Annotated in this window: 16 protein-coding genes; 7 read left to right on the top strand and 9 right to left on the bottom strand. The window is 63.7% G+C overall.

From position 1 onward, the window contains the following. Window positions 1-14: 14 nt before the first annotated feature. Window positions 15-1,280: an ABC transporter substrate-binding protein gene (locus ACTJKL_RS06295; RefSeq protein WP_440852471.1), complete on the top strand. Its 1,266-nt coding sequence runs from the start codon at window positions 15-17 to the stop codon at window positions 1,278-1,280. Window positions 1,281-1,339: 59 nt separating this feature from the next. On the opposite strand, the gene ACTJKL_RS06290 is transcribed toward ACTJKL_RS06295, so the two are convergent. Continuing rightward, window positions 1,340-1,744, bottom strand: coding sequence for a DoxX family protein (locus ACTJKL_RS06290; RefSeq protein WP_102763696.1), 405 nt, complete (start codon window positions 1,742-1,744; stop codon window positions 1,340-1,342). Window positions 1,745-2,072: 328 nt separating this feature from the next. On the opposite strand from ACTJKL_RS06290, the gene ACTJKL_RS06285 reads away from it, so the two are divergent. Further along, a complete protein-coding gene (locus ACTJKL_RS06285) occupies window positions 2,073-4,880 on the top strand; it encodes a DNA translocase FtsK (protein ID WP_440852470.1) in 2,808 nt (935 codons plus the stop codon). A gap of 51 nt (window positions 4,881-4,931) precedes the next feature. Here ACTJKL_RS06285 and ACTJKL_RS06280 read toward each other — a convergent pair whose 3' ends face one another. The 3 genes from ACTJKL_RS06280 to ACTJKL_RS06270 form a co-directional block, all read right to left on the bottom strand. Beyond that, on the bottom strand, window positions 4,932-5,249 hold the full coding sequence (locus tag ACTJKL_RS06280; RefSeq protein ID WP_100671194.1) for a cupredoxin domain-containing protein: 318 nt from the start codon (window positions 5,247-5,249) through the stop codon (window positions 4,932-4,934). Window positions 5,250-5,256: 7 nt separating this feature from the next. Next, complete coding sequence (locus ACTJKL_RS06275; RefSeq protein ID WP_440852469.1) at window positions 5,257-5,781, bottom strand: DUF4142 domain-containing protein; 525 nt, start codon at window positions 5,779-5,781, stop codon at window positions 5,257-5,259. A gap of 77 nt (window positions 5,782-5,858) precedes the next feature. After that, on the bottom strand, window positions 5,859-6,542 hold the full coding sequence (locus tag ACTJKL_RS06270; protein WP_440852468.1) for an RNA polymerase sigma factor: 684 nt from the start codon (window positions 6,540-6,542) through the stop codon (window positions 5,859-5,861). A 117-nt stretch (window positions 6,543-6,659) separates the two neighbouring features. Here ACTJKL_RS06270 and ACTJKL_RS06265 point away from each other — a divergent pair, with 117 nt between their 5' ends. Then, window positions 6,660-6,863, top strand: coding sequence for a hypothetical protein (locus ACTJKL_RS06265; RefSeq protein ID WP_440852467.1), 204 nt, complete (start codon window positions 6,660-6,662; stop codon window positions 6,861-6,863). Window positions 6,864-6,961: 98 nt separating this feature from the next. Continuing rightward, complete coding sequence (locus tag ACTJKL_RS06260; RefSeq protein ID WP_440852466.1) at window positions 6,962-7,246, top strand: acylphosphatase; 285 nt, start codon at window positions 6,962-6,964, stop codon at window positions 7,244-7,246. On the opposite strand, the gene pcaF is transcribed toward ACTJKL_RS06260, so the two are convergent. From pcaF to ACTJKL_RS06245, 3 genes are read right to left on the bottom strand one after another with little or no spacing between them, the layout of a single operon-like run. Then, window positions 7,247-8,449 carry a 3-oxoadipyl-CoA thiolase gene (gene pcaF, locus ACTJKL_RS06255; RefSeq protein ID WP_440852465.1) on the bottom strand — a complete coding sequence of 401 codons (1,203 nt, stop codon included), beginning with the start codon at window positions 8,447-8,449 and terminating at the stop codon, window positions 7,247-7,249. Then, the gene (locus ACTJKL_RS06250; protein ID WP_440852464.1) at window positions 8,449-9,234 is read right to left on the bottom strand and encodes a CoA-transferase subunit beta; all 786 of its coding nucleotides are present in this window, start codon (window positions 9,232-9,234) and stop codon (window positions 8,449-8,451) included. Before ACTJKL_RS06250 ends, pcaF begins: the two co-directional genes overlap by 1 nt. Before the next feature lie 14 nt (window positions 9,235-9,248). After that, on the bottom strand, window positions 9,249-10,109 hold the full coding sequence (locus ACTJKL_RS06245; RefSeq protein ID WP_440852463.1) for a CoA transferase subunit A: 861 nt from the start codon (window positions 10,107-10,109) through the stop codon (window positions 9,249-9,251). Window positions 10,110-10,239: 130 nt separating this feature from the next. Between ACTJKL_RS06245 and ACTJKL_RS06240 the strand changes: the two genes are divergently transcribed. Then, window positions 10,240-10,995: an IclR family transcriptional regulator gene (locus ACTJKL_RS06240; protein ID WP_440852462.1), complete on the top strand. Its 756-nt coding sequence runs from the start codon at window positions 10,240-10,242 to the stop codon at window positions 10,993-10,995. Window positions 10,996-11,501: 506 nt separating this feature from the next. Here ACTJKL_RS06240 and ggt read toward each other — a convergent pair. Together ggt and ACTJKL_RS06230 are read right to left on the bottom strand one after the other, a co-directional pair. Further along, the gene (ggt, locus tag ACTJKL_RS06235) at window positions 11,502-13,247 is read right to left on the bottom strand and encodes a gamma-glutamyltransferase (protein ID WP_411926538.1); all 1,746 of its coding nucleotides are present in this window, start codon (window positions 13,245-13,247) and stop codon (window positions 11,502-11,504) included. A gap of 209 nt (window positions 13,248-13,456) precedes the next feature. Next, entirely contained in the window at window positions 13,457-14,119 is a 663-nt protein-coding gene (locus ACTJKL_RS06230) for a sulfite oxidase-like oxidoreductase (protein ID WP_100671208.1), read from the bottom strand. 172 nt (window positions 14,120-14,291) lie between these two features. Between ACTJKL_RS06230 and pobA the strand changes: the two genes are divergently transcribed. Together pobA and ACTJKL_RS06220 are read left to right on the top strand one after the other, a co-directional pair. Then, the gene (gene pobA / locus ACTJKL_RS06225; RefSeq protein WP_440852461.1) at window positions 14,292-15,464 is read left to right on the top strand and encodes a 4-hydroxybenzoate 3-monooxygenase; all 1,173 of its coding nucleotides are present in this window, start codon (window positions 14,292-14,294) and stop codon (window positions 15,462-15,464) included. 89 nt (window positions 15,465-15,553) lie between these two features. Then, window positions 15,554-16,474 (top strand): LysR family transcriptional regulator, encoded by a 921-nt coding sequence (locus tag ACTJKL_RS06220; RefSeq protein ID WP_440852460.1) that lies wholly within the window; start codon window positions 15,554-15,556, stop codon window positions 16,472-16,474. Window positions 16,475-16,549 lie beyond the last annotated feature (75 nt).

Below are 16,549 nucleotides of genomic sequence, written 5' to 3'. Positions count from 1 at the left end.
ACCAGGAGAACATCATGAAACATTTCACGCAACTTCTCACCGCCGCGGCGGTGTCGATGACCCTTGCCCTACCGGCCCGGGCCGAAACAGTGCTGACTGTGCATTATCCGATGCCCGGCTTCTTCAAGGACGTGATGGACACGATCTCCAAGAAGTTCATGGAGGAAAATCCGGATATCAAGATCGCCTTCGCCAATCCTTCCGCAACTTACGAGGAGGGGATCCAGACGATCATGCGCCAGGCCGGAACGGCCGAAATGCCCGACATCACCTTCATCGGGCTCAACCGCCTGCGCATGCTCAACGAACGCGACGTCCCGGTCGACCTCGGAGCCTTCATCGCCAAGGATGGCGACATGGCCGAACAGGGCTTCTCGGAGAACATCCTGAAGCTCGCCCAGGTCAACGGCAAGCAGGTGGGCCTTGCCTTCGCGACCTCCAATCCGATCATGTATTACAATGCCGATCTCGTGCGCAAAGCGGGCGGGGATCCGGATACTCCGCCGAAGACCTGGGACGAGGTGATTGCGCTCGGAGGCAAGATCAAGGCGCTCGGCGACGGCGTCGAGGGGATCGACTTCCGCTGGCAGGGCGACGACTGGATGTTCTGCGCTCTCCTCTTCGGCGCGGGCGGCCGCATGCTGACCGAGGACGAGAGCAAGGTCGCTTTCAACGGTCCGGAAGGCAAAAAGGCGATCGAAGTTCTCGACCGAATGGTCAAGGAAGGCGGCCTGCCGGTGCTCACCAAGCAGGCCGGCGAGCAGGCCTTCGTCGCGGGCAAGGTCGGTTTCGCCTTCCAGACGACCGGGGCGCTCCGCAACACGATCAAGAATGTCGGCGAAAAGTTCGACCTGCGCACCGCGGCCATTCCGCGGATCGACCCGGTGAACGGCAAGCTGCCGACCGGCGGCAACGCGGTCGTGATCCTCACGCGCGACGCCGACAAGCAGGACGCTGCGTGGAAGTTCGCCAAGTTCGCGGCCGGCCCCTATGGCGCTTCGGTCGTCGTTCCGGGTACCGGCTACGTCCCGAACAACGAGCTCGCGGCGAAGTCGCCGGAATATCTCGCAAACTTCTACAGGGAAAATCCGCTCTTCCGCGCCGGCCTCGAGCAGATGCCGGTTATGATCCCGTGGTATGCCTTCCCGGGCACGAACGGCGTCAAGGTCACGCAGACGATCGTCGAGAACCTGTCGCGCGTCGTCGAGCAGGCGGCAACCCCCGAGGAGGCGCTGAACGACGCAGCCGCGGAAGTCGAAAGCCTGCTGCCGCGCAGCTGAGCCTTGAACCGTCATTCATAAGCCCCCTGCGGATCATTATCCTCCGCAGGCGGACCTGTTCAGGCCGGGGCGGTACGTCCGTCCAGGCTGAAGGCACCCGCGCCGAAGGCGGCGATCTGAAGGAAGCCGCCGGTGATCGCCAGGTTCTTCATGAAGTGGATCATCTGGTTCTGGTCGGCGAAGTCGGTGTGAAAGCCGATCGCCGAGGCCAGGGTGAAGGCTGCAAGGATCAGCGCCACCCACCGGGCCCGATAGCCGAGGACGAGGAGGATGCCTGCGCCGATCTCCACGACAAGAGCAATCGCATAGGCGACCGGAGGCAGGGGCAGCCCCGCCGAGGCGATGTAGCCGATCGTGCCGGATGGATCACCCAGTTTTCCGAAGCCGGAAAGAATAAACATGGCGGCGAGAAGCAGGCGGCCGATGAGGGCCAAGGAGCCTTGAAGTGCGGGATTGTCGCTCATGTGACGTGCCTTTCTTCACTATGGCCTGATCGCGAACGCATACCCGCTCCGGACCTTCGGAACGGCGGCAGGCGTTCGCTGCTCCGTGATTGTAAATGCAGAGCCCGCGGATCGGAAATTTTCCACAGCTGAAACAGAAATTGAACGGAACGGAATTGCATCGCCAAAGCGCGGGAAAGCCTTGCGCCGCGAGCACGGAACAGCACTCGGGAGGGTTTTCAAGGCGGCCCGGCGCCCTTCCGGCGAGGCTCCCGGAAGGAAGTTGTTAACCTTCATTTCCTATTCCGTAGGGCAGCCCCTTCGATGATGAATTTCGAGTTTTCAGGCCATGCGCATTCCCCGGACAAATTTCTCGCCTGCAGCTTTGTATGACGCAAATCACGCGGTTGATTTCGAGGACCCGCATCCGGTTGCGCAAGGTTCCGCGGACGCTTCGGCGCCTGAGGCGGCCGCTCACGACCATCTGTTCGAAGCACCGGAAGCGCCGCGGCGCGCGCCTGGCCATCGGGACCAGGAGACAGGCTATGCGGGACGCGCCGCGCGCCTCTACGGTCATGGCTCCGCCTATGCTCCGGCCGAGGTTACCGTCTCTACGCGCGATCCGCTTCCCACGCTTGCCGAGATCACCGGCCTATCCGGCGAGCCGAGCTGGGAGAGCCATTTCTTCCTGTCGCCGAACGTGCGCTTCACGCGCACGCCCGAGCGCGAACTCATGAAGCGTCACCCGCCGGCGCCAGAAGAAAGCCGGGCTGAGGCCGACGAAGCCGCGGCGGAAGCATCCGAGCCCGCTCCGTCGGTGGTCGAAACGGAACTGCCGTCCTACAGTCCGTCCGAGCTCCTTCGGGTGCTGACGCAGCAGCTGCCCTCCTGGAGCGCTGCACGCTCGCCGGCGCCGGAAGCGGGCACCACCGAACCGGCAACCACCGAAAGCGCGGCCGTGACGGAGGAAGAGCCCGCCACTCCTGAAACGCCATCTGCCCTGCCGGTAGCGGACGAGGTGCCTGTGGTTCCGCATGCACCGCCCGTTGCGAACCTTGCGCCCCGGAGTGCCGGAGTGGAGGAGGATGTGCCCCGGCAGGCAGAAGCGCATCTGGCCTATCTATCCGATTTTGCGTTTTTCGAGTTCATGCCGCTCGAAGCGGCGGCTGTTCCGCCGGCTGCCGCGGAACCTGTGAAGGAAGCCGCGCACCTTCGCGCGCCGGTCGCAGCCGCGCCGAAGGTCTCGCCACCAAAGATCGCCGCCGCGACGCCTGTCGAAATCCGGCCGCAGCCGCCCACGGCGATAAGCTCGCTGTTCCGGGTGGTGGAATGCCGGCGGCCCGAGCCCGCCGCTGCCGAACCGGCTTCGGCCGCGCCGCAGGATCTTGCCGCTGAGCCGGCCGTCATCGAGACAGCCGCCCCGGTTATAGCCGAAGCACCCGCTTCGGAACCGGCCGAACCCATCGTGCCCGCCGTCGTGCCCGCAAGCGAACCGCCTCCCGAAGTGCCGGTGACCAGGGCGGCGATCACCATGCCGGCCGTGATACAGCGTTCGTCGCCGTCTCTGCCGCCGATCGGCGCCATCGAGCCGCTGCAGGGCGGCGACGCCTACGAGTTTCCTTCGAAGGAACTTCTGCAGGAGCCGCCGCAAGGCCAGGGTTTCTTCATGACGCAGGAGCAGCTCGAGCAGAATGCCGGACTGCTCGAAAGCGTGCTCGAGGATTTCGGCGTCAAGGGCGAGATCATCCATGTCCGCCCCGGCCCTGTCGTCACCCTTTACGAATTCGAGCCCGCGCCGGGCGTCAAGTCCTCCCGCGTCATCGGTTTGGCCGACGATATCGCCCGCTCGATGTCGGCGCTCTCTGCCCGCGTCGCGGTGGTGCCCGGCCGCAACGTCATCGGCATCGAGCTGCCGAATGCCACGCGCGAAACCGTCTATTTCCGCGAGCTGATCGAATCCGGCGATTTCCAGAAGACCGGCTGCAAGCTTGCGCTCTGCCTCGGCAAGACGATCGGCGGCGAACCGGTGATCGCCGAACTCGCAAAGATGCCGCATCTGCTCGTCGCCGGCACCACCGGCTCGGGCAAATCGGTGGCGATCAACACCATGATCCTGTCGCTGCTCTACCGGTTGAAGCCGGAAGAATGCCGGCTCATCATGGTCGATCCGAAGATGCTCGAACTCTCCGTCTATGACGGCATCCCGCATCTGCTTACCCCCGTCGTCACGGATCCGAAGAAGGCCGTAATGGCGCTGAAATGGGCGGTGCGCGAGATGGAGGACCGCTATCGCAAGATGTCGCGGCTCGGTGTGCGCAACATCGACGGCTACAACCAGCGCGCGGCGGCCGCGCGGGAAAAAGGCGAGCCGATCCTCGCGACGGTGCAGACCGGTTTCGAGAAGGGCACCGGCGAGCCGCTCTTCGAGCAGCAGGAAATGGACCTTTCGCCGATGCCCTATATCGTCGTCATCGTCGACGAGATGGCCGACCTGATGATGGTCGCCGGCAAGGAGATCGAAGGGGCGATCCAGCGGCTTGCGCAGATGGCGCGTGCTGCCGGCATCCACCTGATCATGGCGACCCAGCGTCCCTCGGTCGACGTCATCACCGGCACGATCAAGGCGAACTTCCCGACCCGCATCTCATTCCAGGTGACCTCAAAGATCGACAGCCGCACCATCCTCGGCGAGCAGGGGGCCGAACAGCTTCTCGGCCAGGGCGACATGCTGCACATGGCCGGCGGCGGCCGCATTGCCCGCGTCCACGGTCCGTTCGTTTCCGATCAGGAAGTCGAGCATGTGGTCGCGCATCTGAAGACGCAGGGGCGTCCGGAATATCTCGAGACGGTGACGGCGGACGAAGAGGAGGAAGAGGTCGAGGAGGATCAGGGCGCCGTGTTCGACAAGAGCGCGATCGCCGCCGAAGACGGCAACGAGCTCTACGATCAGGCGGTGAAAGTGGTGCTGCGGGACAAGAAGTGCTCGACCTCCTATATCCAGCGCCGCCTCGGCATCGGCTATAACCGCGCCGCCTCGCTGGTCGAACGGATGGAGAAGGACGGTCTCGTCGGCCCGGCGAACCATGTCGGCAAGCGCGAGATCATCTACGGCAACCGCGACAATGCGCCGAAGCCGGAAAGCGACGATCTGGACTGAGTTGTCGGTTGCTTCAGCTCCCTCCGCCTACGGGCGGGAGGGAGCTGCGGGTCACGGCCGCACGGTGATGTGGCCCTTCATGTTGGGATGGTAGCGGCAGATATAATCGAAGCTGCCCGCCTCCTGAAGCACCAGCCGGCCGGATTTCTTCGCCGGCAGAAGCACGTCCGCGCCGCCTTTGACGGTCGCCGTGTGGACGAGCGCATCCTTGTTGATCCACTCGACCTCGTCGCCCACCTTCGCCTCGATCTCCACGGGCAGGTAGACGAGGCGATCGATCGTCACACGGATGGTTTCGGCCTGAGAAGGAGTGGCCACGACGGCCGCTCCCATCGAAAATAAGACAGTTGCCGCTCGCGTCATGAACATCGCGGTCTCACTTCAATTCGGCCGCGACGTGTTCGGCATGCTGCTGATGTCCCTGGAACAGCTTAAGCCCGGTCTTGAGCAGCGATTTGAGTTCTGCATTCTGAGCCGACGGTATCAGCAGCGTTTCCAGCGCGCCGTTGACCTGCTTGTGGTAGGCGACCTCATGCGCGATATAGGCCTTGTCGAATTCCTCGCCCTTGAGCTTCGCCAGCTCCTGCCGCTTCGCCTCGGCCGCTTGCGAGAGGGTCTTGCTCGTATCGTTGTCCTCAGGCGTGACGTTGAGCTTCTTGACGAGATCGAGGGCTTGCTCGTTAACCGACTCGTGGTCGCGCAGCATGCTCTCGGCAAATTCGACGACGGTCTCGTTCTTCGACGTCGCGATCGCCTGTTTGGCGGCTTCGATATCGAGCACGCCGGCAGTGTAGGCGATATGGGCGATCTGCGGGTCGGTCGGCTTGTCGTTGCCGAGTGCCCCGCCGGCGCCGAAAAGGAGGGCGATCACGGCCGTTGCGGTCGTCAGTCTGATGGTCATGGGATGTTCCTTTCCTCGAAGATCAAAGCGTGTTTGAACGCCACGCTTTGGATGCTTCGCGGCTCGAAGCGTTCCCGCTATTTTCCGTCTGTTTCCGGCGACCGAGGCGAAATGCGGGCAAGAACGGACTCGGTCAGACGCTCGCAGCGCTTTCCCGCGAAAGGAAAAGCATCCAGCAGAACCGGGCCGATCTGCCGCTCCAGCTGCTCTTTCAGGATGCGGCGCGCCCGGTGCAGCCTTGTGCGTGCCGTTTCAGGCTTGAGACCAAGCAGGGCGGCCGCCTCGTCGTTGTCGAGCCCTTCGATGACGCGCAGTACGAATACGGTGCGGTAGGTGTCCGGGAGATCGTCCGTCAGCCTTTCGACGAGGTCGAGGATTTGTCGCTGTGCCATCGTCTTTTCCGGATCGCCGATGCCTGAGTTGAGGGGAAAGGCGATGATCTCCGCCTCTTGCGACTGCCGCAAATCTTCGGCAAGTTTCATCAGCCGCCGTTTTTTCCGCAGGCGGCCGAGCGCCTCGTTGATGACGATCCGGGCGAGCCAGGTCGTGATCGCCGCATCGCCGCGAAAACCCTCAAAGCGCGTGAAGGCACGGACATAGGCCTCCTGCAGCACGTCTTCCGCATCGCTGTCGTTGCGCAGGATGCTCCGGGCGATCCGGTAGAGCTTGCGGTTATGCGCCTGCATGATCGCGCGGAAACGGGAGAGGTCCTGCGCAGGTGGCGGCGCATTCAGGCAAAGCTCGGTTTCAGCGATAGGCATGGTCGGGCTCCTTCTCGGATATTGGATGCCCCATCTCCGGAAATGTTCCCAGCTATGTGCCGGCCATGTTTCGGATCTTACCGCGGTCTGGTCTTGCAGGGATAACGGAATTCGGGATTGCGCTGGCTCGACGCCTCGGCTGAAAGAGAAAGCCCGGCGCGGGAGGAGGTGCGCCGGGCTTTCGATCCTGACCGGCAACTGGGAGGAGGAGGGTTGCCGATCCCGCGATGGAACTGGGAGGAGGAGTGTTCCATCGACAGTTATATAATAATGCTGCAGTGCAGCATCTTCAAGGCCGAAAATGAAATTTTTTCCGGCTGATAAAAGAAAGGACCGGGGTCCCGCGCCGGAAGCGTCAGGAAGACGCTTGCCTTAGCCGCCATATGCGCCAGATTCGAAGCGGAAAGGAGGCCAACGCCATGACGAAGGACCGCAGGGCCGCTTTGGTCAGAATTACCGGACGGGTACAGGGCGTGTGCTTTCGCGACTGGACACGCGAGGAGGCCGAAAGGCTCGGCCTTGACGGCTGGGTTCGCAACGAGAGCGACGGCTCGGTGACCGCCCTCATCGCCGGGTCGGACGGCGCCGTCAGCAGAATGCTGGATCATTTCTGGAAAGGGCCGCCCGGCGCTTCCGTCGCCGATGTCGCAAGCGAGGAGGCTTCTTCCGTCGAAGCGCCGGCGGGATTTCGCATTACACGATAACTACACCCGCTCCAGCGCCACCGCGATGCCCTGACCGACGCCGATGCACATGGTGGCGAGCGCGGCGCGGCCACCCGTCTCGGCGAGCTCCAGCGCTGCCGTTCCGGTGATCCGCGCACCCGACATGCCGAGCGGATGGCCGAGTGCGATGGCGCCGCCGTTGCGGTTGACGCGGGGATCGTCGTCGGCGATTCCCAGCGCGCGCAGGACCGCAAGTGCCTGGCTGGCAAAAGCCTCGTTGAGTTCGATGACGTCGAACCGCTCCTGCGTCACGCTGAGCCGTGTCATGAGCCTCTGCGAGGCGGGCACCGGTCCCATGCCCATGATGCGCGGCGGCACGCCTGCCGAAGCGCCGCCGAGGATGCGGGCCATGGGTCGCAGCCCATATTTTCTGGCAGCCTCCTCCGAGGCGATGATGAGCGCCGCAGCGCCGTCATTGACGCCCGAAGCATTGCCGGCAGTGACGGTGCCGCCCTCCCGGAAGGGTGCCTTGAGTTTAGCGAGCGCTTCGATGGTCGTGGCGCGCGGATGCTCGTCGCGGTCGACGACGACGGGTTCGCCTTTCCTTTGGGGGATGGTGACGGGGACGAGCTCGCTCGCAAGGCGGCCGTTCGTCTGGGCGGCCGCGGCCTTTGCCTGGCTGCGCAGGGCGAAAGCGTCCTGGTCCTCGCGCGAGACCTTGTGGTCTTCGGCGACATTCTCGCCGGTCTCCGGCATTGAGTCGACCCCATATTGTGCCTTCATCAGCGGATTGACGAAGCGCCAGCCGATCGTCGTGTCGTGAATTTCGGCATTGCGCGAAAAGGCGCTCTCGGCCTTCGGCAGCACGAAAGGCGCCCGCGACATGGATTCGACCCCGCCGGCGATCATCAGTTCGGCCTCGCCGCATTTGATCGCCCGGGCGGCCGCAATCACGGCATCCATGCCGGATCCGCAGAGCCGGTTGATCGTCGTGCCGGGAACGGCGACGGGCAGCCCCGCAAGTAGCAGCGACATGCGCGCGACGTTGCGGTTGTCCTCGCCCGCCTGGTTGGCGCAGCCGAAGATCACGTCATCGACGGCTTCCCAGTCGACCGACCTGTTGCGGGCCATCAGCGCCTTCAGCGCAATGGCGCCGAGGTCGTCGGCGCGCACCGACGCGAGCGAGCCGCCGAAGCGGCCGATCGGAGTGCGGATATAGTCGCAGATATAGGCTTCGCGCATCAGGTGGCCTCTCTTCCCGCGGCCTCGTGGGCTTTTTTTGTGCGGGCGTTGATGTCGCGCAGAACGACAAGCTCGGTCTCGGTCGGTGCCGGTGTTTCGATGACGGTCTCCGCGAATTTGATCGGCCAGCCGCAATTTCCGGCGATCTGATCCCGGGTGACGCCGGGGTGCAGGGAAACGACGGTCAATTCCTTCGTCTCCGCATCCGGCTCCAGAATGCAGAGGTCGGTGACGACGCGGGTCGGGCCGCTGGTCGTCAATCCAAGCCGCTCCCGATGATTGCCGCCTTGGCCGTGCCCCATGGAGGTTACGAAGGGCAGCCTCTCCACGAAGCCGCGCTTCGTCAGCGCCATGGTGATGAAGATGCGGCCGCAATTGGACGCGATTTCCGGCGCGCCGCCGCCTCCCGGCAGGCGCACCTTGGGATGGTCATAGGGGCCGACGACGGTCGTGTTGAGATTGGCGAAACGATCGATCTGGGCGCCGCCGAGAAAGCCCGTGGTTATCCGGCCGCCCTGGAGCCAGTAGCGGAACATTTCCGGCACCGAGACGGTGAAAAGCGCGGTATCGCAGAGCTCTCCGTCGCCGATCGAGAGCGGCAGTACGTCGGGCCTGGTGCCGACGGTGCCGCTCTCATAGATCAGCGTGATATCCGGCGCATGCGTCAGCCGCGCCACATTGCAGGCGGCTGACGGCGCGCCGATGCCGACGAAGCAGACGTCGTCGTTTGAAAGCGCGCGCGCCGCGGCGACCGTCATCATCTCGGTGGGGGTGAAATCAGTCATTCTTCGCTTTCCCCTCAAGCAACCTTGGCCGCTGTCTTCGCGGCGTGGCGGGCGAAGTCCTCGGGTTTGGCGGCAAGGACGTTCTCCCTGATCCATGCGTTGAAGGTCTCGCGTTCGCGCGCAATCTCGTCCCAACGGATGTAGAAGGCGTTGGAGCGGGGATAGTAACCATGCGCATAGGACGGGAAGGCGCCCCCCGGCACATGCGCGACGGCGGTCACCGCCCACTCCGGCAGCACCACCGAATTGGGGGAGGGCGGGTCGAGTTCGTCGACGATCTCCTCGACCGTCACGATCGAGCGCCTGGCGGCGAGCACCGCTTCCTTCTGCACGCCGACGATCCCCTCGATCAGGACGTTGCCCTTGCGGTCGGCGCGTTGGGCATGGATGATCGTGACGTCCGGGCGGATTGCAGGCACCGCGGCGAGCACCTCGCCGGTGAAGGGGCAGGTCACGCTTCTGATATTGAGGTTCACCTTGGGCAGGTCGGCGCCGATATAGCCGCGGAAGGACGCAAAAGGCAGGTTCGCGGCACCCGCCTCATAAGCATTGGCCATGGCCGCATGCGAATGTTCCTCGATCTCGATCGGCCGCGGCCATTGGTTCTCGACCGCATCCCGGAAGCGGTGCAGCGAGCCGACGCCCGGATTGCCGCCCCAGGAAAACTTCATGCCCCGCGCCGCACCGACGCCGATCAACTGGTCGTAGAGGATGTCGGGCGTCATGCGCACGAGGAACAGGTCCTTCCGGCCCTGGCGAATCACCTCGTGTCCCGCGGCATAGGGGATCAGGTGCGTGAAGCCTTCCATCGCCATCGTATCGCCATCCCTGACATTCTCCGCCACCGCCTCGGCGAGAGACACTATCCGCGCCATCGTTTTCCTCCAGTGATGTTCGAGCCGAATAAGCGCCTGTTCCTCCCAGGCGTCAATTTCTTTTGTGCGAAATTTGACATTTGTTCGTATGTCGCACAAAATCGCAGACCAGAAACCGGCGGGAGACACGATGCGGGAAACGGATTTCGTCAGCGGCTTTGCGCGCGGTCTGAGGGTGATCGAAGCCTTCGGCGAGGCGCAGCCGCGGCTTTCGATCGCCGACGCCGCGAAGATCACCGGGCTCGACCGGGCGACCGTCAGGCGATGCCTGCTGACGCTGTCGCAGCTTGGTTATGCCAATTACGACGGCAAGTTCTTCACGCTCACACCGAAGATCCTGAGGCTCGGCCATGCCTATCTTTCGGCGACGCCGCTGCCGGCCATTGTCCAGCCTTACCTGGACCAGCTCGCGGAAAGAGCCGGGCAGAGCGCTTCCGCCTCGGTGCTCGACGGGACCGAGATCGTCTATGTGGCACGCGCGTCGCAGCGCCGGGTGATGTCGATCAACCTGACGCCCGGCTCGCGTCTTCCCGCCTATTGCGCCTCGATGGGGCGGGTGTTGCTGGCCGCACTACCCGAGACCGAGGCACGCGAAATACTCGGACGTTCCGACTTGAAGGCGAACACACCGCTGACGAGAACCGACCCGGAAGAGCTGGTGGCGGAATTGCGGCGGGTTCGCGACGAGGGCTATGCGGTTATCGACCAGGAACTGGAGCTCGGCCTCTGCTCGATCGCGGTACCGGTCGCCAATGATCGCGGGCAGGTGCTCGCGGCCGTGAACATCGGCGCATCCGCCGCCCATGTGCCGGCCCGCGAGATGGCCGAGCGCTTTCTGCCGCTGCTCAGGGAAACACAAGCCGCATTGCGGCTTGTATTGCGCTAGGCGTGTTGAGATCGGATACCCGCGGCGGGTTGTTTGATTTCCTCATTCCTGTGACGAGCACAGGGGCGAGGGTGGAGAGGGTGCGGTTCCTCGGCGCGCTTCATAAACCGTGAAGTTAGCGAGGCGGCGCGGGTCCCGCCCGTATATAGCGTCCCGCTTCGCTTCGATGCGAGAATGTAGACGTAACCTTTCATTGCGTGACGTATCCCCGGTCCCTCATTCCTGTGCTTGTCACAGGAATCCAGCCAGCCCAAGTCTTTGGGCTGGAAAGGCTCTTCCGCGCCGCAGACGCGGCGCTGCTGGATCTCTGTGACAAGCACAGAGATGAGGATGAGGAGAGATTGCAGCCCTCCGAAAAGTTTCCTGCAGCGCCGCGCGTCTTATGAGACGAGCAAAGGTCACTGTAGCCCTTTGAGCTCTGCATGTTTTGTCCATTGACCGGCTACGAGCGGGATGGGGGCGGAAAACCGCACGCATTTTTCCTCATCCCGCTTTAGCCATCGCCCTCAATATCCTCGTGCCGCACCTGCGCCGATGCGGCTGTCGACGGCGCCGTTGTAGCGGGCGCCGCCGCCCGCCTCGATCTCGGCAACGTTCTCGCCGCCGACGAGGATGCCCGCTGCCTGACCCCAGATCATCCAGTTCTCGTCGACCTGAACGTCATGGCCCATGGCGGAAAGCAGTTTGCGCGTATCGGGCGAGAGAGCATAGGGCTCCATGAAGACCTTGTCCGGAAGCCACTGATGGTGGACGCGCGGCGCGTCGACGGCCTCCTGGATGTTCATGCCGTGGTCGATCACGTTGATGATCGCTTCCAGCGTGATGGTGATGATGCGGGCGCCGCCGGGGCTGCCGATCACCATGAAGGGCTTGCCGTCCTTCGAGATGATCGTAGGGCTCATCGATGAGAGCGGTGTCTTGCCGGCTTCGATCGCATTCGCCTCGCCCTGCACGAGGCCATAGAGATTGGGGGTGCCCGGCTTGGCGGTGAAATCGTCCATCTCGTTGTTGAGGAGGATACCCGTGCCGGGCGCGACGACGCCCGCGCCGAAGGAGCCGTTCAGCGTGTAGGTCACCGCAACCGCATTCCCCTCGTCGTCGATGATGGAATAATGGGTCGTCTCCTTGCTTTCGGTAAAGCCCGCCGGCATCAGCTCCTGGGAAACGCCGGCCTTGAAGGGGTCGATCTTGGCGCGGATTTCTTTCGCGTAGCTCTTGTCGACGAGCTTTGCGACCGGGTTTTCGACAAAGGCCGGATCGCCGAGCGCGGTGTTGCGATCGACATAGGCATGGCGCATCGCCTCGATCATCGCATGCACCGTCTCGGCCGAGCCGTAACCGAGATAGGAGAGCGGGTAGCCCTCGAGGATGTTGAGAATCTCGCAGATGATCAATCCGCCTGACGATGGCGGCGGCGAGGAGACGATGTCATAGCCTCGGTAGTTGCACTTGACCGGCTCGAGCTCGCGAACCTGATAGCGCTCGAAATCCTCCTTGGCGAGAATGCCGCCCTTATCCGTGCTCGCCTTGACGATCGCGTCGGCGATCGCGCCCTTATAGAAGGCGTCCGTGCCTTTTTCGGCAATGCTCGAAAGCGAAGCGGCAAGATCGGTCTGGACCAGCCGGTCACCGGCTGCAAAAGGCTTGCCGTCCGGCTTCAGGAAGATGGCGGCGGCGGCCGGATCCCTGGCGAGCCGCTCGGTCTCGCCGTCGAAAGACTCGATGTCACCCTGTTCGAGCACGAATCCATCACGCGCGAGCTTGATCGCCGGATCGATCAGTTCCTTCAGCGGCCTTGTGCCGTAACGGCTGCGGGCGAACTCGAAGCCCATGACCGGTCCGGGCACGCCGACGGCGAGATAGCCTTCGGTGCTCAATCCCTCGACGAGATCGCCCTTGTCGTCGAGATACATGGTCTTGGTGGCGGCGAGAGGCGCGCGCTCGCGAAAATCGAGGAAGGTCGTCTTGCCGTCCTTGAAGCGGATGGTCATGAAGCCGCCGCCGCCGATGTTGCCGGCCGTCGGGTAGACGACGGCGAGGGCATAGCCGACCGCAACCGCCGCATCGATCGCATTGCCGCCCTTCTTCAGGACCTCGACGCCGATGTCGGATGCAAGATGCTGGGCGGTCACGACCATGCCGTGCTCGGCCTTGACTGGCTCTGGCGAGGCCGCCAGGACCGGCCGCGGCGAGAACGTACTCAGCGCGACGATCAGGGTAATGGACAGGGATTTCAGGCAGGGACTGCGCATGCTTTCCTCCCGGACAGGAATGTTGGCTTCAAGTTCGGCGCGGGGATGCGTTACCGCCCCCCTCAACCGGGGACTGTAGCATCAAAAATCACGAGTTGCAGTCGAAGACGAGAGCGTCAGAGCATTTCCGTTTTTCTCCGAATCGCGGACACTCTCTAATTGCTTTTCCGCAATCCCGGACGGAAAACCACACTCATCCCGCGCTGGCGTCAATCGCCGGAATAGCGCTCCTCGAGCCACGGATCGCCCCGCATGTGGTAGCCGTTCCGCTCCCAGAAACCCGCCGAATCGGCCGCGCGAAAATCGATGCGCTGCAGCCACTTGGCGCTTTTCCAGAAATAGAGATGCGGGACCACCAGGCGCACCGGCCCGCCATGGGCCCGCGTAATCGGCGCGCCCTCCCAGGCGGTCGCGAGGATCGCATCCTCGGCGGCAAAGTCGGCGAGCGGCAGGTTGGTGGTGTAACCGTCAAAGCTCGTCAGCATGACAAAGGCGGCCTCCGGCTTCGGCATGACGCGATCGAGAAGATCGCGCGTGGATACGCCACGCCAATTGTTGTCATAGCGCGACCAGGTCGTCACGCAATGGATGTCGGAGAGGCTGTCGCTCTGAGGCAACGCCTGGAAGGCGTTCCAGTCGAGCGAGAGCGGGTTCTCGACGAGGCCGGTGACGTCGAGCCGCCACGTCTCGTGGGTCAGGTGCGGCTGCTGCCCTAGATCGAGAACCGGCCAGTCCCTGACGAGATGCTGACCGGGCGGCAGGCGGTCCGTCTCCGGACGGGCAATGCGGCCGGTGAGAAACTTGCCGTCGGCCGCCCAGCGGCGCTTCGTGGAAGTCAACTTGGTTTCCGGCGCCTGTGTTTCGTCGGCCACGACTGCTCTCCCCTCATGTTTCCTTCGATCGTATCGCGATTGACGGAAAAAAGCATGCAGCAGATCAAAGCGCTACAGCCGAGCCGCCGGCGATGTACGATAGCGGAAAGAATTCGCGTGCCGATACCGGCCGGTCAACTGCAATTCCCCGGGGGGAAGTGGGAGGACAATCATGCGCACTCAGGTCGTCATTATCGGCTCCGGGCCTTCGGGGCTCCTGCTCGGGCAATTGCTGACGGGAGCGGGGATTGCCAATGTGATCCTCGATCGCGCGACCAAGGATCACATTCTCGGCCGTGTGCGCGCCGGCGTTCTGGAGGAAGGCACGGTGCGGCTGATGGAGGAGGCGGGCTGCGGCGCCCGCATGCATGCCGAGGGCCTCCCCCATGACGGCTTCTCGCTCGCCTTCGACGGGCGCGACCATCGCATCGACCTCTTCGGCCTGACCGGCGGAAGGAGGGTGATGATCTACGGGCAGACGGAACTCACCCGCGACCTGATGGACCATCGGGAACGGGTCGGGGCGCTCTCGATTTACGAAGCGGCGAACGTGATGCCGCGGGACTTCGACGGGCGGACACCGCATGTCGCCTACGAGAAGGACGGGATTGCGCAGCGCATCGACTGCGACTTCATTGCCGGCTGCGACGGCTTTCACGGGGTCAGCCGACGTTGCCTGCCGGAAAGGGCCATCCGCAATTTCGAGAAAATCTATCCCTTCGGCTGGCTTGGCATCCTTGCCGACGTGCCGCCGGTCGACCACGAACTGGTCTATGCCAACCACCCGCGCGGCTTCGCGCTCTGTTCGATGCGCTCGCACACGCGGAGCCGCTATTACATCCAGTGCCCGCTGGAAGAGAAGATCGAGGACTGGGACGATCAGCGCTTCTGGGACGAATTGCGCCGCCGCCTGCCCGCCCATCACGCCGAGCGCGTGGTGACGGGTCCCTCCTTCGAGAAGTCCATCGCGCCGCTCCGCTCCTTCGTCGCCGAGCCGATGCGGTTCAACCGGCTGTTCCTGGCGGGTGACGCCGCCCATATCGTTCCGCCGACCGGCGCCAAGGGCCTGAACCTTGCGGCGAGCGACGTGCACTATCTGTTCGAGGGATTGCTCGAACACTATCGGGACCGCTCGAATGCCGGCATCGACGCCTATTCGGCCCGCGCACTCGCCCGCGTCTGGAAGGCGGTGCGCTTCTCCTGGTGGATGACCACGATGCTGCACCGCTTTCCGGAGACCAGCGACTTCGACCAGAGAATCCAGGAGGCGGAACTCGACTATCTCACCCACTCGCGCGCGGCGGCGACCGCGCTCGCGGAGAACTATGTGGGGCTGCCGTTTTGAGGCCGCCGCAAACTCCCTGGACGCTACTTGCGCGCGGATACCGGCTCTGCTCGACTGCCGCCGGTGAGGCAGCCGCCAGGGAGGGTGCGATGGGGCTTACGCTACGCCAGATCGAAGTGATCCGGGCGGTGATGATCGCCGGCACGATCGCCGGCGCGGCGCGTCTGATGAATGTCGCCCAGCCGGGCGTCAGCCGGACGATGAAGCATATCGAAAGCGCGCTGGGGATAAAGCTCTTCGTCAAGAAAGCCGGGCGTTACGTGCCGACCGACGAAGCGCGCGACATCTTCGCCCAGCTCCAGGAGGTCCATCGCAAGGTCGACGACCTGCAATTTTCCATCCGTCAGTTGGAGCGAGGACGAGGTGTGGAACTCGCGCTCGGCTCCGTGCCGAGCATTGCGAATGCAATGATGCCGCAGGCCATCGCCGGGCTTATGCGGCTCTACCCGGACATCCGCATCAATTTCGATATTCTGAGGATAGAGGAGGCGATCGATTACCTGTTGCTCGGCAAGGGAGAGCTGGTCGCGATGAGCTATCATCTCACCCATCCCTCGATCACGTTCGAGCCCCTGTCCAAAGGGCACCTCGTCTGCATCGCCGCCAGGGAGCATCCGATTGCCGGCCGGACCGAAATTTCCGCCCGCGAGATCGCCGAGCATCCGCTCATCGGTATCGACCCGCGCGATCCCTACGGGGCGATCATCGCGGGCATATTCGAGAGGGAGAGGCTCGAATATCGTACCCCGATCAGGGCGCGTTTCGGCACGACGGTTTGTGCGCTGGTCAAGCGGAATCTCGGCATCGCGGTCATCGACGCCTTCACCGTGGGCGGTATCGCCGACCAGGAACTGGCCGTCATTCCGATCAGCGAGGATACGGAGTTCCAGACCTATGTCGCCTATCGCGCCGACGCCGCGCTCTCCAGCTATGCCGAGCGGCTGGTCACGACGCTGCGCCGCGTCATGGATGAATCGACCCGCCGTTCGCGCGGCGGCCGAGATACATAACAACAGGTTATGGAGGACGAAAAAAACGGTATTTGCGGTAAAGGTAGGAAGTGACCATCATCAAGGCTTCGACGC

It is taken from the genome of Sinorhizobium sp. 22678 (genome assembly GCF_052044265.1).
Classification (GTDB): Bacteria; Pseudomonadota; Alphaproteobacteria; order Rhizobiales; family Rhizobiaceae; genus Sinorhizobium; species Sinorhizobium meliloti_A.
Note: the sequence above shows the minus strand (reverse complement) of the source record. Positions and strands in the feature narration are given on the sequence as shown.